Genomic DNA, 21,382 nt, shown 5'->3' on the forward strand with positions numbered 1-21,382 from the left:
TCAGAGCCTACGTATTAATCGTCGTTTCCTGACTATTGAGAGATGACGGAATGGCGCTTCATTGGCGCTCGGACGACGACGAGCGTCCTCCCTAAAAAACTAGGAGCCGATAGATGGGATTCATAGCCAAACGCGGCGTTCCTACAACGACAGGTGGTCGCGTGCTCGCATTCAGTGAAATGACTGCAACGGTGTAACTCGTAAATAACGTGATCTTCTTTCTGAGGCATATGAGGCCGTTTATGAGCAATGTCAGGGTTGGACTTGTTGGAATAGGCGCACAATCACAAGAGAATCTGTTGCCTTCGCTGCTTCAAACTCCTGATATTCACGTGGTTGCTGTGTGCGATGGAGTCGCCGAGCGTGCGCGACTCGTGCATCGGCATGTCAAGGATGTCGAGCTGTACGACGACGTCGCCAAGATGCTTACCGATACGAAACTGGATGCCTTGGTCGTGGCGTGTCCACCCCAGGCGCATCGAGATATCGCCACGCTGGCGATGAATCGTGGCGTGCATGTCTTTGTCGAGAAGCCGCCGTGCTTCACGCTCAATGAGCTTTTGTCGCTGACTGAACTTTCGCGCCAGTCGGGGCTAGTCACCGGCGTGGGGATGAATTTTCGATTCGCGAGGTCGATTCAGCATCTGCGGCTGATCCAGAATGAGCCGCAATTCGGTCGGACGGCCCATATCCAGCTGAATCACTACGCGAACAAGCCAAGGGCGCCAATGTGGGGCCTGGATTCCACGCTTCGCTCGTTCCTGCTGGCGCAGGCCATCCACACCATTGATTTGGCCATGCTCTTTGGCGGTGACGTCAAGGAAACGCGATCGGAAGTGCAGAATGACAATGGCAGCTTGATCGTCGAGATCAACATCTCTTTCAAGAATGGTGCAACGGCGTCAATCCTCACTGGAACGATGTTCCCTTACTTCGAATTCGAAATGAAGTTGATCAGCGATACGTCGACGATGGTTCGCCTTGACAACCTGTCGGATATCACGTTGCACGAGCCCGACCATGTTACCCGCGCGGGTGGCAACGATAAACGTTGGCGCGGCTATTGGCGCCCTGGACCGCTGGACTCAGGCTACGTGCGAAGCGGCTATCAGAGTGAACTGCAGGATTTCTTTGACGCCATTCGAACCGGTGGCAAGTTCGAAGCGGACTTCGCCAACCTTATTCCTACCTACGAAGTCATCGAGCAGGTGTGCGAGAAGGGCGATCGGCTGGCAGCGGAGGTTGCCATCGACACGCTGAATCTCCTCCAGGGCCACAAGCCAAGCCTGCAAGCATCGGATCTCGGACAAGGCAAGGTGAGCGCTAATGTCTAGTCGCAGTGAAATCTCGCATCGAGTGATCTCTGACAAATATCGGCCGGTTTACGAAGGGGATATGCCGGCCATTCTCGAAGGACTGGCAGGTAGCCTGTCTGGCACCAGCGACATCGTTACGGAATATGAGCAAGCCCTGGCGGCCTGGTTCGACAGCCGTCACGCGGTCGCCGTCTCGTCCGGCGCAGCGGCGATCAGCGTTGCCCTGGGCACGCTTGGCGTCAAGCCCGGCGACGAAGTCGTGCTGACTCCCACGTGCCCGCTTTGCACCGTCTATCCGGTGATGAGTGCCGGCGCCAGGCCCGTGTTTGTCGACACCCGCCCACATGGTTTTGGCGTGGATCTGTCAGATCTTGCCAAAGTAATTACACCACGCACGAAGGCCATCATCGATATTCCCATGTGGGGTTATCCGACCGAGGTCGACGAGCTGCAAGCAGTAGCGCGTGGCCGCAGTATTCCGCTGATCCTGGATCTTGCTCACTCCCATGGTAGCAAGCTTAACAGCAAGCACTTGTCGCACTACGCAGATCTGTCCTGCTTCAGCACGCATGAGCGCAAACCGCTGGCGACGGGAGAAGGCGGTTTCATCCTGACGGACAATCTCGAGCTGGCCGATCGCTGCAGAAGCTACAGCCGGTTTGGCCACCTCAACGGCAAAGACTTCGGACTCAATTACAAGCTTGCCGCGTTATCGAGCTGCCTGGGCCGGAGCCGTCTGGAGCATCTCGAACGACAGATCGAAGCCCGGCGCCGCAACGCGCATTACATCGTCTCGCGGATTACCCATCCGAAGGTGAGCGAGAAGCAGATCATCGCCGACAGCAGCCCGAACTACTACTTCCTGAACCTGAGCCTCAGCCTCCGCGACAACCGGAAATTCATCGATTATCTGGACGAAAACGGTATTCCATCCGACATCAAGCGCTATGGATGCCGCTGCCTTTACGAATTTCCAGCGGTGGCAGCCTATGCAAGGCAGTGCCCGAACGGCGAGCGTCTGCTCAATAGCATGACGACGGTTCCCGTTCATCCTGATCTCAAGGATGACGATCTGAGCTACATCGTTGAGTTGATCAACGACTACTCGGAAGACTGATCACCAAATGTCCACCAAGCCACATCTCAAAAAACATTTCACGGCATCGGCCTTCGTCCTGAAGGCCGAGCGGCAAGTCTTTCTCCTGAGGCATAAGAAGCTTGGAGTGTGGCTGTACCCCGGCGGCCATATCGAAGCGGATGAAACGCCGGATGCCGCGGTGTTGCGGGAGGTGCTTGAAGAAACAGGCCTCGTTGCCACATTCCTCGATGCCAGGGACAGGAAGCTCGACGACGAGGCCGCCGATGTGGCGGCGCTGCATGTTCCTTACCGGATTCTCTGCGAGTTCATAAACGATCCCAAAGACCCTCACTATCACATCGATCTCATCTACCTGTGTGGAGTGAAAGACCATGCCGACGAAAGCCGCGTGGGCAACACCGGGATGGGCTTCTTCGATGAGGCGGCCCTGGAAGGCCTAGCGCTCTTTCCGAATTTTCGCGCGCTGGTCAAAGGCGTCTTCAGGGACGATGCCATTTGGCAACGCGTGGACGAAAAGGTGGCGCCCCTATGAGCAAGGTCATGACGGGTGACTCCGGATTTCGGGCGGTCGCCGAGCTGTGCAGCCATCGCCAGCCGAGTGATATTGATTACCTGGAGCGCGCGCTGGCGACGGGGCTGACGGGAACCTCGCTTATCGTGCTCGAATTTGAACAGGCGATTACCGCCATTTATGGTGTGCCGCATGTGGTGGCCGTCTCCTCGGGAGCGGCCGCGGTGATGGCCGCACTCAAAGGATTCGACTGGTCGCCGGGACAGGAGGTCATTGTTTCTCCCACTTGTCCCATCTGCACGGTGCTGCCGTTGCTGGAGCATGGGCTGGTGCCGGTGTTCTGCGACGTCAGGCCGAACAGCTTCGGTTTGTGCCCTGATGATTTGGCTCGCCTGATATCGCCCAAGACGTGCGTGATTATCGAAGTGCCGATGTGGGGGTATCCGGTTGCCGTCGATGAGACCCAACGTATCGCCGCCGAGCATCGCATCCCCCTGGTGCTGGACCTGGCTCACGCACACATGGCCAGTCTTCGCGGACGATATCTGGCCCACTATGGCGACGTGGCTTGTTTCAGCACGCATGACTGCAAGTTCATGTCCACCGGCGAAGGTGGCTTCGTGATGTCGCAGCATGAGGCAGTCGCATCACGCGTCAGGTCCTACACACGGTTTGGCAATCTCGACGGCAAGAGCCCCGGCATCAACTTGAAAATGGGCGGCCTGCAGGCAGCGCTCGGCGTAGCGCGCGCGCCGTTGTTGAAACAGCACTTGGCGATCCGCCAGGGCCACCGGCAGAAGCTCAAGGCATTGCTCGACAACGCCCACTTCCGTGAGCTGCCTGTCACACCAGGTGGCAGCCCCAGTGGCTATGCATTGTTGCTGCAGGCGATTGGACACGACGGCCGCGATTTGGTTCGCCATCAGGTCAGCCATGGAATCCCTTCTGATATCCGTAAGTACGACAATCGACCTTTGTACGAGTATCCGTTGCTGGCGAAGTACAGCCGGCATTGCCCCAACGCGACGTCGCTGTTGAGGTCACTGACTACAATCCCATTGCATCCGGACTTGTGCGAGGACGACCTCGTCCACATCGCACACGTACTCAACCGCTATCGGCCGGAAAGTATCGAACATGCGTACGCCTAAGACGGCCATCGTCATAGGCGGCAACATGATGGGCTGTCTCGCCGCCGAAGTGCTTTCCAAGCATCTTGATCGCGTGCTTGTGATTGAAAAGGGTGACTTCGACGACGAAACCGGGTATCGCAAGAGCGTTCCCCAGGAGCACCATGTTCATTTGCTGCTGCTGCGCGGCAAGCAGATCTTTGAAAACATCTTTCCTGGCTTCCTGGATGAGCTTGGTGAAGCGGGGGCCGAAATTGCGGATCTGGGCCACGACGTCAAGTGGTACCAATACGGCCGCTGGAAAAACCGCTACAAGACCGGCATCAGCGCGCACTACTGCAGCCGACGCCTGATCGACAACGTTGTCCGCAAGCGGGTGCGCTCCAACGAGAAAGTGAAGGTCATCTCGTACGCAACGACGTATGGACTGTGCTACGACGGTACGCGGGTGAGTGGTGTCAAGCTGCGCGTCGGTGGCAGCGAGCATGAGGAATTCGCTGACCTTGTGGTCGACGCCAGCGGTCGCGGCTCGCGGTCTTCCGAGTGGATCGGCGAGTTCTGCGGCGACAAGGAGTGCGTCCAGCAGGACCTGGTGGAAACCCGTCTGGGTTATGCGTCGCGCATCTACCGCAGGGATCCGAAATATCGGGATCTGTGGAAAGTACTGCTGGTCCTGCCCAAGCCGCCGCAACAGCGCTGCATGGGTGTGATCAGCCCGATCGAAGGAGATCGGTGGCTGGTCACCACGGGCGGCTGGTTTGGTCATTACCCCAAGCCGAACCCAGAGCAGTTCCTGGACTATCTCGGCCAGCTTCCTGTGCCCGACATCTACGAGATCATCCGGCAAGCCGAGCCGCTTTCCGATGTCTTCGGCTTCGGCATGCCCGGCAGTCTGCGCCGTCGTTTCGACTTGCTCACGCGGTGGCCCGAGGGCTATTTCGTGCTTGGCGACGCGCTGTACAGCCTCAATCCCCTATACAGCCAGGGCATGACGTTGTGCGCCCTGGAAGCGAACTGTTTCCGCAAGATGCTGGGCGGTTTTCTGGCCGGAAGGATCAGCGCGCACGAGATCCAGAAAGAAGTGAGCAAGGTGGTGGAGCCTGCCTGGAACATGGCGACCGAGGAAGATCTCCGGTTTCCGGAAACCATCGGGCATCGGACGCCCGCTGTTCGTCTGCGCCACTGGTATGGCATGGGCATAGGGCGGCTTTCGGCCAAGCATCGCTTGGCGCTGAAGACGCAGATCGGTGTCACCAACCTAGTCACGCCGTCTGGCCAGCTATTCCGCCCGGAGATCGTCGGCGGGGTGCTGCTCGACAAACTGACGATGTTCAAGCGCAGCAAGGAGTGGCTATGAGACAGCTCCTGCTTGATGCGCAACATATCGTCTTCGACTGGAATGGGACCCTGATCGACGACGTCGACCTGGCCGTCCGGGCGGTGAATCGGTGCTGCAACCTCTACGGGCTGAACGCCATCAGCCGTGACGAGTATCGCAGCAAGTTTCGTTTTCCGATCCGGGACTTTTACCGCGACCTAGGCTTCCAGGTGGAGAATCGACTCTTTGACGACGTCATCAAGAACTATCTGAGCGTGTTCGATCGGAATGTCTTTCAGTGCGCCTTGTACGAGGGCACCGTGGCATTGTTGGAAAAGCTTCTTGACGAAGGGAAAATTTTGTCCATTTTGTCAGCATCTCATCAATCCATTCTCACCGAAACCGTGGGCACTAAGGGGCTTGAGAGGTATTTCACGTACGTGGTCGGTCTTGGCGATAACCACGCGCGCGGAAAATTGGGAATCGCCCGAGAGCTACAGGATCGCTCAGGCGTCGCTACGCACAGGACCCTTTACATCGGCGATACCAACCACGATGCAGAAGTGGCCACGTCGATGGGGTGGTCCTTTTTGATGGTCAGGAGTGGCCATCAGACCAGGAGTGACAAGGGCAACGAAGCTGTCGACTCATTGCGGGAAATTCTTGTCCGCCTTCAAGAAAGCGAACATCCCGGCGCGCCCGGGCAACGTACAGGGGGGTTTGCGCCATGACACCGTCGACGACGTACGTGATGGAGGTGATCGGCAAGCTTGTGGCGATCGACATCGCCTTGCGGCTGATTACCTGGGCCTACTATGCGGATGAGGAGCGCGTGCTGCAGATCCTGAACCTGCTGCCGCGGCCAAAGGGACCAAGGATGCCGTACTACAAGCGATTCGACGCGGTGCTCGCACCGCTTCCTTTCTTGTGGACCTGGATCGAAATTTTTTTGATGGTATGGCTGGCCAACCATTTCGATCATGCCATCGTCTGGGGGCTGGCCATCGTGATCATCGGCGGCCGGTTCAGGGCGCTGCAGGAGTTCGGCCACAATGCCGTGCATTTCGCGCTGTGCAAGTCGCATGCATGGCAATGGTTCTTGTCGGATTACTTTTATCAGTTTCCGGCTTTCAAGCGGGACATGCATAGCCGGCACGTCACCCATACTCGCGAGCACCACAAGAACCCGAACCATATCTCCCTTGATCCGAACCGAGCAAGGGTCCGGGACGGTGGCATGGCTTATCCGCTGACCGAGCGGCAATTTTACGCGCGCTTGCTCTATCCCCTGACACCCGGAGGGTTGAAGGTGAACATCACCACCATGCTTCGCAACAGCACACTCAACCACAGCAAGGCGACAACGATGATCCGCTGCATCTGCCTGCTGCAGCTTGCGTTGACGTTCTTTCTGCTGGCCGGATGGAAGGGCATCGTGCTTGGTTGGTTCGCTCCGCTGTTCACCACTTATGCGCTGCTCGCCTGGCTTGCACTGCTGGCCGAGCACCGCTGGTTCGTGAGCGGGAGCTTCGAGAATCGGCGCGAACTCGAATACCTGGCAGGCAGACCCACCGACTACTGCGGCTTCAGCGGCTGGATGGTCCGCATCCTGGTAAGCCCTACCTCGGATGCCTACCACCTTGCGCATTCCTTGTATCCGGGCGTTCGCTGGAATTACCTGCCGGCGATAGACAGGATTCTCAAGATTACCGACTCCCGCTACACCGCCCACGCCAGCGAAGGTTTGATCTTTTCCAAACATGGCGCGCCATCCGCCCTGTCAGAGCTGCGCGACCGGTTGGTCATCCGTGAGTTGGAACAACACTCTTCTGGCGTGCAGGGAATTGGTGGATGAGCTTACAGGGCAAGCAGCATAGTATCGGTGTCATTGGCGGAAGCGGCCTGCAAGGCTTGCAGGGGCTTGCGCACGTCGAACACATCGAGATCAAGACGCCGTACAGCGACACGCCGGTCAACATCACGACCGGACAGCTCGGTGATGTTCATGTCGCTTTTCTGCAACGACATGGAGTGGGGCATCGCGTGCCTCCGGCATCGATCAATGTCCGGGCGAACATGGCGGCCCTCAAGCACATCGGCTGCCGGCAAGTGTTGTCGCTGAGTGCGGTCGGCAGCCTGGATGAAAACGTCGCGCCTGGGACCTTTGTGGTCGTCGACCAATTTATCGACCGCACGATCCAACGGCAAAAAACCTACTTCGGTCCCGGCCTGGTGGGACATGTGCCGTTCGGCGACCCGACCTGCGCGCGCATGCGCGATGCACTGATCAACGTCTCGCGCGAAAAGGCGCTTGCCTTGCGCACCAGCGGCACCTACGTGGTGATGGAGGGGCCGCAGTTTTCGACCAAGGCGGAATCGAACCTGTATCGTCAATGGGGTGGCACCATCATCGGCATGACGGGCATGCCCGAGGCCAAGCTCGCCCGCGAGGCGGAAATGTGCTACGCGATGGTGGCCATGGCCACCGACTACGATTGTTGGTTCTCCGGCGAACCGCCGGTGACGGCAAGCATGATCAGCGAGCGCATGGCTAAGATCAGCGCCAGCGCCAATGCGCTGGTCGCGGACGCGACAACCTATCTGTCCGGCGTCAATGGGGAGGACTGCCAGTGCGGCTGCCATCGCGCGCTGGATACGGCCATCATGACAGCACCGGCGCATCGCGATCCAGAGATGCTTTCGCGCTTTGAATTCGTCGTTTCAAGAATCCGCCAGATCTAAAGAGGGAGGTTGGAGTGAGTGAGCGAATTCGCAACATCAAAGAACAGCTGTTATCAGATAACTGGTACGTCCTAAAAAAAGCCACGTTTGACTTCCAACGGCGGAACGGCACCTGGGAAACAACGAGCCGAGAGGCCTACGACCGCGGCAACGGCGCCACCATCCTTCTGTACAACACGACGCGTAATGGCGTCATTCTCACCAGACAGTTCCGTTATCCGACGTTTGTAAATGGCAACCTAGATGGGATGCTTATCGAGGCCTGTGCGGGATTGCTCGACAATGACGATCCGGAAACCTGTATCCGGCGGGAAACCGAGGAAGAAACCGGCTACATCATAGACAGCGTGCGCAAGGTCTTTGAAGCGTACATGAGTCCGGGATCGGTCACGGAAAAGCTATTCTTTTTCGTTGGTGAATATTCCGAACGGAACCAGACGAGCGACGGAGGCGGCGTAGACAGCGAAGATATCGAAGTGTTGGAGCTCGACTTTGCGCAGGCCATGGCCATGGTCGAAGGCGGCGAAATCCGCGACGGCAAGACCATCATGTTGCTTCAATACGCAAAGCTGGCGGGGCTGCTGAAATGACCCATGCCGGCGCCGACGATACGCTTGTCGCCTACAGCTCGATGGAAGATGGCGAGCTTGCCGACTATGTGAGCCAGATAGAGCGGGATAACCCGGACCTCCACATCAAGGTGATCCGGGTGTCCACGGCTGCGCTGCACGAGCGCATTCTTCAGGAAGGCGATGCAGGGCAATGGGACATCATTTTCGGGTGGTCACTGACCAAGTTGCTCGACCCGATGATTCAGACCTTGCTGGCCACCTTCGACAGCGCGCAGCTGGATCGCCTGCCTCGGGAGGCACGGGACGAGGGCGGCAAGTGGTTCAGCCCGTCGGCGTTTGTGCCGGCGTTCTGTGTCAACGAAGCCAGGCTGAAAGAGAAAGGATTGCCTGTGCCGCGAAACTGGAATGAGCTCGCCGAATCGTACTACGGTGGCGAGATCGTGTTACCGGATCCCGCCTACTCGGGCGCGGGATTCCTGCATGTGACGGCGTTGAACCAGAAGTCCGGCTCGGCGTATGTGGACTCGGTGTTCCGGCGTGTTGCCAATAGCAGGCCACGCGTGGTCAGGTCAGCGTTCGAGCCTTGCTCGGCCGTTCTCAATGGCGAAGCGGCCATTGGCGTCACGGTGTCTACCGCCGTATGCGGCCTGATGAATCAAGGTGTCGATGTGCGCATGGTGATTCCCTCCGATGCGGCTGCCTTCGAGCCGGAAAGTTTTGCCATCAGGGCGGGATCAAGGCACCTGTCACAGGCACAGCGCGCACTGGATTGGACGATGAGTTCCGCCGCCTGCGAAACCTACGGCCGGTATGGCAAGGTGGTGCTGAAGGACATCGATATACGCAGTCCTGAGGATGGCGATCCGCGCTTCCCTGCGATGACGGCGATCAATGCCGCCAAGGCCAACCAGGACCGTGACGCGATGTGCTCGGCATGGTCAAGGTTTTTCAATTGAACAGGGCGCGTTCGCGCCGTTTTGCTGACTGAAGGTGGTTATCTATGTCTCGGAAAAAACCTACTGCGACGCTACTTTTCGATCTTGATGGAACCCTGGTCGATACGGATGCCCTTCATCTGAAGGCATACAACACACTCCTTCAAACATTCGACCGGCACATAGATGAGGACTATTACAAGACCTACGTGATGGGCTTTTCCAACGACGAGATCATGCGCAAACTGTTCCCTGCCGAGAGCAGCAGCAAGCACACTCAGTACGCCAACCAAAAAGAGGAGATCGTCCGCTCCCTGTTTACCGATCTCACGCCGGCTCCTGGATTGCTGGAACTGCTGCAGCGTGCGGAGCTGTTCTGCTGCCGCATCGCGGTGGTGACCAATGCTCCGCGACAGAACGCGGAGCTGCTGCTGAGCGGACTCGGGTTGCGAGACCGATTCAAAACGGTCGTCCTCGGCGAGGAGCTTACCCATGGCAAACCGCACCCGCTGCCGTATTTGACTGCCCTGGAGCTTCTGGGCGCGCGCGCGGAAAGTGCTTTTGCCTTCGAGGATTCCTACTCGGGCGTAAAATCGGCGTCCTCCGCGGGCCTGCGAACCTTCGGCCTGCTGACGTCACTGCCGGAGTCGAAGTTACTTGAAGCCGGTGCGGTGCGCGCGATAAGGAATTTCCTCGATCCGACCATGCGCGCCATGCTCTATCCGCTGTTTGATGTGGAAGCGCCGGAACTAGACGAATACATCTCCGCGGACAGGAAGGATCTGGCAGAAAGCGCGCATGACGACTGACCCTGGCCAGGTGCACGCAGGAAGCTTGCATGGTGCCGAGCGAATCGCGCTCTGGTCGGTGGTGGGAGCTTTTTGCGCATTCGGCATGATGTGGGGCATCTGTCACGTCGTGCTGGTCGATCTTCAAGAGGCGCTCAAGCTTTCCACTGGAGCACTGGGCGCGGCCATGACCTTCGGCGTGTCGACTTCGATCCCCAGCATGCTCATCAGCGGGCGTCTTGTCGATAAGCTCGGCCCGAGGGCGTTGATGGCCATGACGGCGCTGCTTCTGGCAGCCGGCCTGCTGTGCTTTGCACTGGCGAGAAACTACGTGACGTTTTGTGCTGCGATGGCGATTCTTTATGGATCGTCCGGTGCATACGACGTAGCCATCAATGCCGCGGCCATCCATATCGAGCGCACCACCAAGCGACGAGTCATTGCTTATTTCCACGGTGCGTTCAGCGGCGTTGCTGCGATTTCGGGCCTGTCCGCCGGTTATCTGCTTTCCAGTGCCGTTCCCTTCCGGTGGATCTACATAGGGCTTGCCGTGCTCATGCTTGTGGTGAGCATACTGGTCACCAGCAACCCCGTGCTTGCGCATGCCAAGGTATCGCCGCCGAAGCCGGCTGGCGGAAACGTCAGTGCGATCAACCTGCTGCTGGTGCCGACGGTGCTGCTGGTCGCGGCGATTACCACCTTGAGCTTCCTGTCGGAGAACGCGCTCCAGACCTGGTCGAGCATCTATTTGCGCATTTCGCTTGGCGTTCCTGTGCTGATCGGATCGATCGCGCCGGCCGGCGTATACGCAGCCATGTCGCTCGGGCGCTTTATTACCGGATATGTCGTGACGCGTCTTGGCAGGTGCGCGTTGCTGCGTATCTCCGGTGTACTTACCGCGCTGGGCATGGTCATCGCGCTGTCCAGTACGATTCCATGGATCGTGATTGCCGGCTTCCTGTTCTGTGGCGTGGCCCAGTCAGGCCTCGCGCCGGTGGCCTATTCGATCGGTGGCGACGTTGCGCCGGACAAGGCCGGGCAGGTGACGTCGATCATTACAACCATCAGTTACACGGGCTTTCTGAGCGGTCCTGCACTCATCGGTGGGTTGGCCGAGCTTTACGGATTGAGGTTTGCGTTCGGCTTGGTGATCGTGGGCGGCGTTCTCATCTCGATACTGGCGCTTTACATCAAGGAGCCAAAGCCAGTGCAGGAAAGCCTGCCCAGCTACGCGCTCGAATCCTGATGGCCGGAGGAGCAGGGCTCGACACGCCGATGCCTCGTTCACCACGTGATCGTGGAACGCTGAGACGCTCATCGCTTTGTCTGGTTATTCATCGTCAATGATTGTTGCCGGTAGGTCCTCGATGTCATCCATCACGGAAGTCAGCCTTCGCTCTGCACCATTTGACTGCTTTTCGAGCCTGATCGGGCCCGGTGGCGCGCGCGAGCTCACGGAGCTCGCAAAGCGCGCCTCGGGTCAGTTACATGGCCGGACGTGGTGGCATATCAATTCAACTTCGCGCGGCGGCGGCGTGGCGGAAATGCTGCAGTCGCAGCTGGCATATGCGCGCGGACTGGGCATCCATACGCGTTGGCTCGTGCTTGGCGGACATGCGGATTTCTTCAAGATCACCAAGCGCATGCACCATGCTTTTCACGGTGCGCTTGGCGATGGATCCGACCTGGGAGAAAAAGAACAGGCCATCTACGACGCAACGCTCAAGGAAAACATTCTGCAACTTCTCCCCCTCATCAAGCCCGGGGACATTGTGCTTCTGCACGACCCGCAGAGCGCGGGGCTGGCGCCGGCACTGGTCAAGCACGGGGCCACGGTTCTCTGGCGCAGCCACATCGGCGCTGATGTAGTGAATGAACATACGGATCTGGCGTGGCATTTCGTCGGGCATTACCTGAGGCACGTTTTTGCAACGGTGTTTTCCAGGAAGGAGTACATCCCGGAGTTTCTAAAGTCGCAACGCAGCTTTGTCATTACGCCTTCCATCGACGCGTTCTCACCCAAGAATCAGAATATGGATGAGAAAACGGTCAAATCCATCCTTGTCCATACCGGCTTGATACGTGGCGAAGCATGGGCGGAAGTGTTGCCGCGCTTCACGCGAGAAGACGGGACGCCGGCGCTGGTCACATCCAAAGCCGACATCGTGCGTGAGGGTACGGCTCCAGGCTGGGAGACGCCACTGATCGTGCAGGTGTCGCGCTGGGACCCGCTTAAGGATCCGGTCGGAGTCATTCGTGGGTTCGTCAATCTTATCCTCCGCGTTGTTTCCGTCGACGCTCATTTGGCGCTGGTGGGGCCTGATGTCACATCGGTTACGGATGATCCGGAAGGGCGTGCCGTACTCGACAGCGTGATCGGCGCCTGGAAGGTGTTGCCCGCACCTATCAGGCAGCGCATTCATCTCGTGTCCTTGCCGATGGAGGACCGCGAGGAAAATGCCGCTATCGTCAACGCCATACAGCGACACGCCGCGATCATCGTGCAAAAGAGTCTGAAGGAAGGCTTCGGCCTTACCGTGACCGAAGCCATGTGGAAAGGACGTCCGGTGGTGGCGAGTGCCGTTGGCGGCATCCAGGACCAGATTGTTCATGGCCAGCACGGACTATTGCTGACCGATCCCCATGACGAGCTCGCCTTTAGCGAAGCACTCGAGAAGCTTAGCCATGACCAATGTCTGGCGACACGGCTGGGGGTTCAGGCGACAGAGCGCGTGCGCGACCTGTTCCTGACCTCCTATCACCTCGAGCAGTACGCCCGCGTCCTGGACGCGATTGATTCGGCGCAAGAGGTTCAGGTGCCGGCCAACGTGGCAAACCATCCTTTGCGAGAAGTCGCGGATGAAATGCGGTCGCCGGTCAATGGATGAGTGGCGCGCATAACTTGGGCGCGCCATGGGGGAAATGGATTCGGCCGACATACCTTTAGACGTCCAGCTAGTTAGTCAGGTTCTTGTCGGGTGGGGCGCCGCTTCATGTTGGTGCGACAAGCCGTGCAACTCATGCTTTCCATCCAACCGAGCTTTAGCCGCACGACCGGCCGGCAGCTGTCGAGCAAAGCCATTCGCCGGATCACCTCCACGCAACTGGAAGCCGCCTTTCCCGATACCACCACGCGCTACGGCACGCTCATACAACTGAAGCTTTGGCTCACCTTGCAGGATCACATTGCCGAACTGGAACGTTGGGTTCGACAGGATCTGGCGCGACCGGATCTGCTGAAGCGATTGCAAAGCGTACCCGGCATAGGTCCCATCCTCGGCATGACGATCCTGCTGGAAACCGGTGCGATCGAACGCTTCGCTTCCGTCGGCGACTACGCCTCCTACTGCCGCATGGTCGAGAGCGTGCGTCTGTCCAATGGCAAACGGAAGGGCCATGGCAACCGCAAGTGCGGCAATCGCTACCTGTGCTGGGCGTTTGTGGAAGCGGCCAACTATGCCACCCGCTACCAGCCCGCCATACGTCGCTGGTACGAGCGCAAGCGCGCACGCAAACACCGCGTGGTGGCCATCAAGGCGGTGGGCCACAAACTCGCACGGGCTTGCTATTACATGCTGCGTGAGGGCACGACGTTCGATCCCGGTCGAGCTTTTCAATGATTACGTCAACGGCCGCAGGCCGGAAACAGGGGTGGCCTTGAGCCAGGCGCTCTGATTGGCCGCGGCCGTTGACACCCGTGTGGTAGCAAGACCGCACGCGGACCGAGCCATGAAACGGGTGGGCCATGAGCCCGTGACTCTGTGCCACGCATGGCGTGCACATGGACGGATACCGCGATGATCGGAGATGGGCGTCTATTTGCCTATTGACCGGAGCGGCGAAATGGTAACCCTTTTTTCTTGCCTATTAGAAATTGCACATATTCAGCGAAGATTTCGTGCGTAGCTTTTTCGCACGTAGCGGTTGATGAAGCTATTTAGCCCTTGGCCCAACTCGGCGAGACGTTGCATCTGTTGAATATTTTCAGACCCTGCGCTTTGGTTGTATAGATAGACTGCTCCGTCATTGAATGCGACGGTAACCACTGATATGTTCCCTTAGATGACGCGAGTGCTGATCATGTTGTTTCCGAATGTCATTCGCTCATTGATCGTGTTTGCATCATTCCTGGTGGTGGGCTGCGTCATGGCGAAATCAACTACCGTGTCGCATGCTCGAATCTGAAATTCTCCTGGGCAACTTGTCGAAGTCCGGTCACGCCGTTCGTTGTAATAGTGACGTGCAGGGCAACTGGCCCGGCTGACGCAGCGACACAAACCTGTAAAGGAGATCCAGCATGCGCAAGCTGAAAATCATGGAACATATTTCGCTGGACGGCGTGATCGAGGTAGCCACTGGTCCGAACGACAGCGACTTTCCCTACGGTGACTGGACCGCGCCGTATCGCTCGCCTGCGGGGCTGGAGAAAGTCCTCGCGATGTATGGCGAGACCTTCGATGTGTTGCTTGGCCGCCGGACCTACGATCTGTGGTCGGGCTTCTGGCCGAAGGCAGCGAAGAGTCCGATGGCGGACCGCCTGAACGCGGCGACGAAGTATGTCGTCACCCACCGGCCAGAGAGCCTGGCATGGGGCCCGTTCGAAGGTATTGGACCGGATGTCGTGGAGAGCGTTCGTGGCATCAAGGCGAAGGACGGTCCGGACCTGGTTCTCGCGGGAAGCTCGACGCTGACGTCGGCAGTGATCGAGCATGGGCTGGCGGATGAGGTGGTGCTTTTGGTCAATCCGGTCCTGCTGGGCAAGGGAAAGCGCCTTTTTGCGGAGGGCACTCCGCCACGCGCGTTGGCGCTGGAAAGCTCGCATACGACACCGACTGGCATCGTGGTGAATATCTTTAAGGCCGTTGGACCTTTGCAGAATCTGAGATAGGGGGCACCTCAGAAGAGAAAGGTGTCAGAGACCTTTTCGCGCAGTTCCGTTCTAGTGCTGCGCCCCTCCCCCATGGCGCCCATGCCAATCTGGCCTCGTGAGCCCATTGGTGGTGTAAATAGGCTCATCAGCTGAGCCCATTATGGTGCATAATAGGCTCACAAGCTGAGCCTATTTGGAAGAAAATAGGCTCAGCGCCCTCAAAAGGCGCAGCCCATGAGCGTTGAATGGATCTGGCAACAGCCTCATTGGCCCAAGTTCACTTGGGTCAGTGAAGATTTCGCCTCCCTGCTAGCCGAATGCCACCAATCCCAGGGGAAACTCTTAGGGATGGCGGGGACTGTCGACAAGGATGATTTGGCCAAGCGAGAGTTGAACACGCTCCTTCAAAACATCGTTAACTCGTCCAAGATCGAGGGCGAGCATTTGAATGAAGACGCCATTCGCTCTTCATTGGCCAAGCGTCTTGGCGTCGTCGAGGCAGGTAGCACGCGTCCATCGCTCGCAAGCGAAGGCCTGGCCGAACTCATCCTAGACGCCACCACGAACTACGATGCCCCGCTTGACCTCGATCGCTTGAAGTGGTGGCACACCCTCTTGTTTCCAGGCGACCAGGCCAGCTACGTACATAAACCCATCCTCGTGGGGGCATTGCGTAAAGAAGATCCTATGCAGGTTGTTTCCGGCCCGGAAAACCGGCGACGCGTCCATTTTGAAGCACCGCCATCTGCGAAAGTTGGACGCGAGCTCCAGTCGTTTTTGAAGTGGTTTGAGAGTACGCGCGAATCTTCCGACATCGATCCATTCGTGCGCGCTGCCATCGCTCAATTCTGGTTTGTCACCATCCATCCATTCGAAGACGGCAATGGCCGCATGGCTCGCGCACTCACCGACCTGGCGTTGTCACAAGCCGAACATCAATCGATTCGGCTTTACTCCATGTCGCTGAGCATCCTCAATGACAGAGTCGGTTACTACAACGTCCTGGAATCCTGCCAGAAGTCCGGCATGGACATCACGCCATGGCTCGTATGGTTTCTGAAGACTCTAAAGAACAGCCTCGACGAAGCGCTGGCACGCATTGCGGCTGTCGTTGCGCGCATGCGCTTTTGGAGGGATCACGAAGCTACGGAATTGCAGCCAGAACAAAGACGCTTTCTAACTCGCATGCTCAGAGAGCTCGACGAGAATGAAAGCCCGACGTTTAGCGCGCGGAATTACAGGAACATCACGAGCGTATCGAAGCCAACGGCGAGCAGGCATTTGGCTGACTTGATAGCTAAGGGATGCATCGTTGGCGTCGACAGCGGCAAAGGTCCCGGAGCGCGGTACAAGCTCGCTCTGTGACGAAGTCCGGTGTCTATGGTTGATCAACATCGATGAAATCGCTTCGGCGGATCGGTGTAGTCGAAATTTTTTGGGGCGGCAGTGCCAACAGCGCTTGAAGCTTCACATAGTGTGCTTCGCACGGTTTATTAGATGAGAGACTAGGATTGTTCGCCCCATCCATGGGGCTCACCCCTCCGCGCTGCGCGCTCCGGGGCCAGCGCTGCGCGCTGTCCAAATTTGCTCCAGGCAAATTTGTCACTGCGAAGGCACGGATGCCGAAGCGAACATCGGCGCAGCCGATGGCCCGAAGGGCGAGGCACAGGATGTGCCGAGTCAACGATAGGTTCGAGTCCGACAGTCTCCCAGCCATACGCAAAAAGCCCGCCTTACGAACGGGCTTACTGCACACATGGAGGCTAGGATTGTTCGCCCCATCCATGGGGCTCACCCCTCCGCGCTGCGCGCTACGGGGCCAGCGCATTCGCGCTGTCCAAATTTGTTCCGGACAAATTTGTCGAACGATAGGTTCGAGTCCGACAGTCTCCCAGCCATACGCAAAAAGCCCGCCTTACGGGCGGGCTTTTTGCGTATGGCTGGGAGACTAGGATTCGAACCTAGATAAACGGAGTCAGAGTCCGTTGTCCTACCGTTAGACGATCTCCCAATGTCGTACCGAGCGGTGCGCTCTGACTTTGTGCACCGGACGGTCGAATCGCTGCCTCTTGCGAGGATTAGCGCTTCGAGAACTGGGTAGCGCGACGTGCCTTGTGCAGACCGACCTTCTTACGCTCGACTTCACGGGCGTCGCGGGTCACGAAGCCAGCCTTGCGGAGCTGGGTCTTGAGGCTTTCGTCGTACTCGATCAAAGCGCGGGCGATGCCGAGGCGGATGGCGCCGGCCTGGCCGGTGATGCCGCCGCCGGAAACCGTGACCTTGATGTCGAACTTGTCGGCGCTCTGGGTCAGTTCGAGCGGCTGGCGCACGATCATGCGCGAGGTCTCGCGACCGAAGAACTGATCAAGGCTCTTGCCGTTGACTTCGATTGCGCCGGTGCCCTTGCGCAGGAACACGCGAGCTGCGGAGGTCTTGCGGCGGCCGGTGCCGTAATTCTGCTGAATCGCCATGTTGCTTCCTTAGATTTCCAGCGCCTGCGGCTGCTGTGCGGTGTGCGGATGTTCGGCGCCACCGTAAACCTTGAGCTTGCGGTACATGGCGCGGCCCAGCGGGTTTTTCGGCAGCATGCCCTTCACGGCGATCTCGATGACGCGCTCGGGATGGGTGGCCAGCATGTCTTTCAGACTGGTGGTCTTGAGGTTGCCGACGTAACCGGTGAAACGGTGGTACTTCTTGTCGTCCAGCTTGGCGCCGGTGACAGCCACCTTCTCGGCGTTGATCACGACGATGTAGTCGCCGGTATCGACGTGCGGGGTGAACTCGGGCTTATGCTTGCCGCGGAGACGACGCGCGATCTCAGTCGAGAGACGACCGAGGGTCTTGTCCGTGGCGTCAACCACGTACCAGTCGCGCTTGACGCTTTCCGGCTTGGCGCTGAACGTTTTCATTTCGGAATACCTGTCTGCCGCCACATGGGCGGTAAGCGGAATCGGTGGAACAAAGGCGCGAGATGATAGCGAAGCTTTCATCTGCCGCGCAAGCCCACGGTGGGCTGCGAGTCGGCAATGATAACATGAATGTTATGCCCTTTGAGAAGCCCCAACACCGCATTGCCGTGCTGGCAGACCAGTGCGTGCAATGCGGCCTGTGCCTGCCGGTCTGCCCCACTTACGCGCTGGACGGCAATGAGGCCGAATCGCCCCGCGGGCGCATTGCCATCGCGGCGGCGCTGGCGCGGGGTGAGGTATCGCCTTCCCCGGCGCTGCGCGAGCCGCTGGATCATTGCCTGGGCTGCCTGAATTGCCAGCGGGTGTGCCCGGCGGGCGTTCAGTATGAAGAATTGCTGGTGGAAACGCGCGCCCTGCTGGGGCCGGCACCCACCCGGCCTAAATTTCTGCTGGGGTTGGCAAAGCGGCCGAAGCTGAATCGCTGGCTGCAGCGATTGGCCCGCTGGACGGGCGCGGCGTATTGGCTGCCTGCCCTGCCCGGTTTTCGGACCAGTTCGGCGTGGCGGGCGGCATTGTCGCTGCTTCCCCGGAATCAGGCGCCGCCAGCTTCCATTCGGGAAGCCAAGCCATCGGCCCAGCCTGTGGGCACGGTCGCCCTTTTTCCCGGCTGCGCCGCCAGCGTCCAGGATGCCGAGGCGGAGCGCGCTGCCGAAACCTTGCTGCGCGCCGCCGATTTTCGAGTGACTCGCCTGCCGGCTTTCTGTTGCGGAGCGCTTGATGCGCACGATGGCGAGGCGGCAGGAGCCGAGGCATCCGCAGCCCACGTTCGCGAAGCGTGGCGCGCTGCCGGCGCCGATTACCTGGTCACCGTGACACCCGGCTGCCTGGGCACGTTGCGCCGCGCCCTGCCGGATGTGCGCGTGGACGATCCGTATCGCCTGCTGGCCGAGCGCGTCAATACGTTGCGTTTCCGTCCTTTGACGCTGCGCGCCGCACTGCATGTGCCGTGCACGCAGGCGAACGTGGCGCGCAGCGACGCGGCGCTCGTGAAGCTGCTGCAACGAATCCCCGATCTCGACGTGAAGCGCCTTCCCGCGCCGCCCTATTGCTGTGGTGCGGCGGGTAGTCACGTGTTGCAGTTCCCGGAACGGGCCGCGCTGTTGCGCGACGATATGCTTTCGAACGTCCACACGCTGGATGTCCAACTGCTTCTGTCGTCCAATATCGGCTGCCGGCTTCATCTTGCGGCAGGGCTGGCCGGACAGGCATCGACGCTTCCGACCATGCATCCGCTCACCCTGCTCGCACAGCAATGGGAACCTTGATGGACACCACCGCAAACATTCGCTCGCTCTCGCCCTTCGACCGCCTGCTTGCCGGCATCGAACGCGCCATGGAAACCGTGGCCGGGTCGCCGGAAGCGCGTCGCGTATCGCCGGCGCACGGCATCGCCGACGCGGAGATGGACGATGCCGAGCGTCGCCACGCCGCAGGCTTGATGCGCGTGAATCACACGGGCGAGGTGTGCGCGCAGGCGTTGTACGACGGACAGGCCGCGCTTGCACGCAAGGACGAAAATCGCGCGCATCTGCAGCATGCTGCCGCCGAGGAGACGGATCATCTCGCCTGGTGTGCCGAGCGCCTGAACGAGCTGGATAGCCATCCCAGCCGGCTCAATGCGCTGTGGTATGCGGGCAGCTATGCGATCGGCGCGCTCGCTGCATTGGCGGGCGATGCGATCAGTCTCGGTTTCGTGGTGGAAACGGAGAAGCAGGTGGAGGCGCATCTTGCCGATCATATGGACCGGCTGCCTGCTCAGGACGAGCGTTCGCGTGCGGTGCTTCATCAGATGCAGAACGATGAGGTGCAGCATGCGCAGAATGCGCGCGAGCGTGGTGGCGTGAAGCTACCGTTTCCGATTCCGCAGGTGATGCATGTGAGTTCGATGGTGATGAAGACGGTGGCGTACCGAATCTAAAAGCCCTCTCCCCTCCGGGGAGAGGGTTTGGGTGAGGGGATACTCTTGCGGTCGTGTCGATTTGGAGCACGGGTTAAAGAGGCTCTTTCGCAAGATTGGCCCCTCACCTCGGTCCTCTCCCCGGAGGGGAGAGGAGGAAAAGCCGATCTCTTGCGCGCCGCGAAAGAAAAAACCCGCCTTTTGGCGGGTTTTCTTTTACATCAGGTTGCGACCGTGGAAGAGTTCTTCGATCTCCCGACGCAGCAGCTGCTCAATCTTCTGACGCTCCTTGAACGACAGGTCGTCGGCATGCGCTTCGAACAGGTAGGTGTCGAGGTCGAAGTCCTTGATGTGCATCTTCGTGTGGAAGATGTTTTCCTGGTACACGTTCACGTCGAACATTTCGTACTTCTGGCGGATGTGGCGCGCCAGGTAATCCTGCACCGAGTTGATCTTGTGGTCGATGAAGTGCTTCTTGCCCTTCACGTCGCGGGTGAAGCCGCGCACGCGGTAGTCGCACACCACGATGTCCGACTCGAAGCTGTCGATCAGATAGTTCAGGGCCTTCAACGGGGAAATCACGCCGCAGGTGGCAACATCGATATCCGCACGGAAGGTCGCGATGCCGTTGTGGGGATGCGTTTCCGGGTAGGTGTGGACGGTGATGTGGCTCTTGTCCATGTGCGCCACCACCGCTTCGGAGATGGTGTCGCGGCCCAGCTTCTCCACCACCGGCTCTTCGGAGATGAGGATCGTCACCGAGGCACCCTGCGGATCGTAGTCCTGGCGGGCCACGTTGAGGATGTTCGCACCGATGATCTCGGCCACGTCGGTGAGGATCTGGGTGAGACGGTCGGCGTCGTACTGCTCGTCGATGTACTCGATGTAACGCTGGCGCTGATCTTCCGACACGGCATAGCAAATGTCGTAGATGTTGAAGCTCAGGGCCTTGGTCAGGTTGTTGAAGCCCTGCAAACGCAGGCGCGGGAGGGGTTTCACCACGGCGACACTCCATGGCCGGGTCACGGCCGACAGGTGAGGCGGGTTAGCTACAAGGGTCCCCGCTGAAATTGGACAGACGTGCTGGACCCTTATCCTGCACGCCTCTTGTGTACGGACGATGGCAACTGTCACCATCCGGTAGATTGCGAAGTATGCGGCAAAACGGTTGAAAACTGAACCTTCGGGGCTCGCTCCGACTTTGCCATAATGCGAAAGTTGTCAGGGACGTACGC

Annotated in this window: 21 protein-coding genes and 1 tRNA gene; 18 read left to right on the plus strand and 4 right to left on the minus strand. The window is 59.0% G+C overall.

What is annotated here, in order from left to right:
* Positions 1-209: 209 nt before the first annotated feature.
* From DWU99_RS14510 to DWU99_RS14590, 16 genes are all read left to right on the plus strand, one after another.
* Positions 210-1,334 carry a Gfo/Idh/MocA family protein gene (locus DWU99_RS14510; protein ID WP_199535807.1) on the plus strand — a complete coding sequence of 375 codons (1,125 nt, stop codon included), beginning with the start codon at positions 210-212 and terminating at the stop codon, positions 1,332-1,334.
* Positions 1,327-2,433 (plus strand): DegT/DnrJ/EryC1/StrS family aminotransferase, encoded by a 1,107-nt coding sequence (locus DWU99_RS14515; protein ID WP_115478781.1) that lies wholly within the window; start codon positions 1,327-1,329, stop codon positions 2,431-2,433. Before DWU99_RS14510 ends, DWU99_RS14515 begins: the two co-directional genes overlap by 8 nt.
* 7 nt (positions 2,434-2,440) lie before the next feature.
* Positions 2,441-2,947: an NUDIX hydrolase gene (locus DWU99_RS14520; RefSeq protein ID WP_115478782.1), complete on the plus strand. Its 507-nt coding sequence runs from the start codon at positions 2,441-2,443 to the stop codon at positions 2,945-2,947.
* Positions 2,944-4,077: a DegT/DnrJ/EryC1/StrS family aminotransferase gene (locus DWU99_RS14525; protein ID WP_115478783.1), complete on the plus strand. Its 1,134-nt coding sequence runs from the start codon at positions 2,944-2,946 to the stop codon at positions 4,075-4,077. The genes DWU99_RS14520 and DWU99_RS14525 overlap by 4 nt, the downstream gene beginning before the upstream one ends.
* Complete coding sequence (locus DWU99_RS14530; protein WP_115478784.1) at positions 4,064-5,413, plus strand: NAD(P)/FAD-dependent oxidoreductase; 1,350 nt, start codon at positions 4,064-4,066, stop codon at positions 5,411-5,413. Before DWU99_RS14525 ends, DWU99_RS14530 begins: the two co-directional genes overlap by 14 nt.
* Positions 5,410-6,105 (plus strand): HAD family hydrolase, encoded by a 696-nt coding sequence (locus tag DWU99_RS14535; protein ID WP_115478785.1) that lies wholly within the window; start codon positions 5,410-5,412, stop codon positions 6,103-6,105. Before DWU99_RS14530 ends, DWU99_RS14535 begins: the two co-directional genes overlap by 4 nt.
* 20 nt (positions 6,106-6,125) lie before the next feature.
* Positions 6,126-7,229 (plus strand): fatty acid desaturase family protein, encoded by a 1,104-nt coding sequence (locus DWU99_RS14540; protein WP_115478903.1) that lies wholly within the window; start codon positions 6,126-6,128, stop codon positions 7,227-7,229.
* The gene (mtnP, locus tag DWU99_RS14545; protein ID WP_115478786.1) at positions 7,226-8,116 is read left to right on the plus strand and encodes an S-methyl-5'-thioadenosine phosphorylase; all 891 of its coding nucleotides are present in this window, start codon (positions 7,226-7,228) and stop codon (positions 8,114-8,116) included. The genes DWU99_RS14540 and mtnP overlap by 4 nt, the downstream gene beginning before the upstream one ends.
* A gap of 14 nt (positions 8,117-8,130) precedes the next feature.
* The gene (nudK, locus tag DWU99_RS14550) at positions 8,131-8,706 is read left to right on the plus strand and encodes a GDP-mannose pyrophosphatase NudK (RefSeq protein ID WP_115478787.1); all 576 of its coding nucleotides are present in this window, start codon (positions 8,131-8,133) and stop codon (positions 8,704-8,706) included.
* On the plus strand, positions 8,703-9,644 hold the full coding sequence (locus tag DWU99_RS14555) for an extracellular solute-binding protein (protein ID WP_115478788.1): 942 nt from the start codon (positions 8,703-8,705) through the stop codon (positions 9,642-9,644). Before nudK ends, DWU99_RS14555 begins: the two co-directional genes overlap by 4 nt.
* 44 nt (positions 9,645-9,688) lie before the next feature.
* Positions 9,689-10,432, plus strand: coding sequence for an HAD family hydrolase (locus tag DWU99_RS14560; RefSeq protein WP_115478789.1), 744 nt, complete (start codon positions 9,689-9,691; stop codon positions 10,430-10,432).
* Entirely contained in the window at positions 10,422-11,657 is a 1,236-nt protein-coding gene (locus tag DWU99_RS14565) for an MFS transporter (protein WP_115478790.1), read from the plus strand. Before DWU99_RS14560 ends, DWU99_RS14565 begins: the two co-directional genes overlap by 11 nt.
* Before the next feature lie 121 nt (positions 11,658-11,778).
* Positions 11,779-13,299: a glycosyltransferase gene (locus DWU99_RS14570; protein WP_158543291.1), complete on the plus strand. Its 1,521-nt coding sequence runs from the start codon at positions 11,779-11,781 to the stop codon at positions 13,297-13,299.
* 132 nt (positions 13,300-13,431) lie between these two features.
* The gene (locus DWU99_RS14575; RefSeq protein WP_233511150.1) at positions 13,432-14,031 is read left to right on the plus strand and encodes a transposase; all 600 of its coding nucleotides are present in this window, start codon (positions 13,432-13,434) and stop codon (positions 14,029-14,031) included.
* Between the two features lie 677 nt (positions 14,032-14,708).
* Positions 14,709-15,299: a dihydrofolate reductase family protein gene (locus DWU99_RS14585; protein WP_115478792.1), complete on the plus strand. Its 591-nt coding sequence runs from the start codon at positions 14,709-14,711 to the stop codon at positions 15,297-15,299.
* Between the two features lie 216 nt (positions 15,300-15,515).
* On the plus strand, positions 15,516-16,646 hold the full coding sequence (locus DWU99_RS14590) for a Fic family protein (RefSeq protein ID WP_115478793.1): 1,131 nt from the start codon (positions 15,516-15,518) through the stop codon (positions 16,644-16,646).
* A 572-nt stretch (positions 16,647-17,218) separates the two neighbouring features.
* On the opposite strand, the gene DWU99_RS14595 is transcribed toward DWU99_RS14590, so the two are convergent.
* The 3 genes from DWU99_RS14595 to rplM form a co-directional block, all read right to left on the minus strand.
* Positions 17,219-17,292 (minus strand) — tRNA-Gln (locus tag DWU99_RS14595).
* Between the two features lie 67 nt (positions 17,293-17,359).
* Complete coding sequence (gene rpsI / locus DWU99_RS14600) at positions 17,360-17,752, minus strand: 30S ribosomal protein S9 (protein ID WP_115478794.1); 393 nt, start codon at positions 17,750-17,752, stop codon at positions 17,360-17,362.
* Between the two features lie 9 nt (positions 17,753-17,761).
* On the minus strand, positions 17,762-18,190 hold the full coding sequence (rplM, locus tag DWU99_RS14605) for a 50S ribosomal protein L13 (protein ID WP_115478795.1): 429 nt from the start codon (positions 18,188-18,190) through the stop codon (positions 17,762-17,764).
* 125 nt (positions 18,191-18,315) lie between these two features.
* On the opposite strand from rplM, the gene DWU99_RS14610 reads away from it, so the two are divergent.
* Together DWU99_RS14610 and coq7 are read left to right on the plus strand one after the other, a co-directional pair.
* Positions 18,316-19,515, plus strand: a complete 1,200-nt coding sequence (locus DWU99_RS14610) for a (Fe-S)-binding protein (protein ID WP_115478796.1) — start codon at positions 18,316-18,318, stop codon at positions 19,513-19,515.
* Positions 19,515-20,168 carry a 2-polyprenyl-3-methyl-6-methoxy-1,4-benzoquinone monooxygenase gene (gene coq7 / locus DWU99_RS14615; protein WP_115478797.1) on the plus strand — a complete coding sequence of 218 codons (654 nt, stop codon included), beginning with the start codon at positions 19,515-19,517 and terminating at the stop codon, positions 20,166-20,168. Before DWU99_RS14610 ends, coq7 begins: the two co-directional genes overlap by 1 nt.
* Positions 20,169-20,363: 195 nt before the next feature.
* Here the strand turns inward: coq7 and speD are convergent, their stop codons facing one another.
* On the minus strand, positions 20,364-21,149 hold the full coding sequence (gene speD, locus DWU99_RS14620; protein ID WP_115478798.1) for an adenosylmethionine decarboxylase: 786 nt from the start codon (positions 21,147-21,149) through the stop codon (positions 20,364-20,366).
* Positions 21,150-21,382 lie beyond the last annotated feature (233 nt).

The sequence above is a fragment of the Dyella psychrodurans genome, from assembly GCF_003363265.1.
Taxonomy (GTDB): domain Bacteria; phylum Pseudomonadota; class Gammaproteobacteria; order Xanthomonadales; family Rhodanobacteraceae; genus Dyella_B; species Dyella_B psychrodurans.

Bases quoted from the DNA above. Each gene is read 5' to 3' on its own strand.
- DWU99_RS14515 (WP_115478781.1), top strand. From the start codon at position 1,327: ATGTCTAGTCGCAGTGAAATCTCGCATCGAGTGATCTCTGACAAATAT.
- DWU99_RS14520 (WP_115478782.1), top strand. From the start codon at position 2,441: ATGTCCACCAAGCCACATCTCAAAAAACATTTCACGGCATCGGCCTTC.
- DWU99_RS14525 (WP_115478783.1), top strand. From the start codon at position 2,944: ATGAGCAAGGTCATGACGGGTGACTCCGGATTTCGGGCGGTCGCCGAG.
- DWU99_RS14530 (WP_115478784.1), top strand. From the start codon at position 4,064: ATGCGTACGCCTAAGACGGCCATCGTCATAGGCGGCAACATGATGGGC.
- DWU99_RS14535 (WP_115478785.1), top strand. From the start codon at position 5,410: ATGAGACAGCTCCTGCTTGATGCGCAACATATCGTCTTCGACTGGAAT.
- DWU99_RS14540 (WP_115478903.1), top strand. From the start codon at position 6,126: ATGGAGGTGATCGGCAAGCTTGTGGCGATCGACATCGCCTTGCGGCTG.
- mtnP (WP_115478786.1), top strand. From the start codon at position 7,226: ATGAGCTTACAGGGCAAGCAGCATAGTATCGGTGTCATTGGCGGAAGC.
- DWU99_RS14555 (WP_115478788.1), top strand. From the start codon at position 8,703: ATGACCCATGCCGGCGCCGACGATACGCTTGTCGCCTACAGCTCGATG.
- DWU99_RS14560 (WP_115478789.1), top strand. From the start codon at position 9,689: ATGTCTCGGAAAAAACCTACTGCGACGCTACTTTTCGATCTTGATGGA.
- DWU99_RS14565 (WP_115478790.1), top strand. From the start codon at position 10,422: ATGACGACTGACCCTGGCCAGGTGCACGCAGGAAGCTTGCATGGTGCC.
- DWU99_RS14570 (WP_158543291.1), top strand. From the start codon at position 11,779: ATGTCATCCATCACGGAAGTCAGCCTTCGCTCTGCACCATTTGACTGC.
- DWU99_RS14575 (WP_233511150.1), top strand. From the start codon at position 13,432: ATGCTTTCCATCCAACCGAGCTTTAGCCGCACGACCGGCCGGCAGCTG.
- DWU99_RS14585 (WP_115478792.1), top strand. From the start codon at position 14,709: ATGCGCAAGCTGAAAATCATGGAACATATTTCGCTGGACGGCGTGATC.
- DWU99_RS14590 (WP_115478793.1), top strand. From the start codon at position 15,516: ATGAGCGTTGAATGGATCTGGCAACAGCCTCATTGGCCCAAGTTCACT.
- rpsI (WP_115478794.1), bottom strand. From the start codon at position 17,752: ATGGCGATTCAGCAGAATTACGGCACCGGCCGCCGCAAGACCTCCGCA.
- rplM (WP_115478795.1), bottom strand. From the start codon at position 18,190: ATGAAAACGTTCAGCGCCAAGCCGGAAAGCGTCAAGCGCGACTGGTAC.
- DWU99_RS14610 (WP_115478796.1), top strand. From the start codon at position 18,316: ATGAATGTTATGCCCTTTGAGAAGCCCCAACACCGCATTGCCGTGCTG.
- coq7 (WP_115478797.1), top strand. From the start codon at position 19,515: ATGGACACCACCGCAAACATTCGCTCGCTCTCGCCCTTCGACCGCCTG.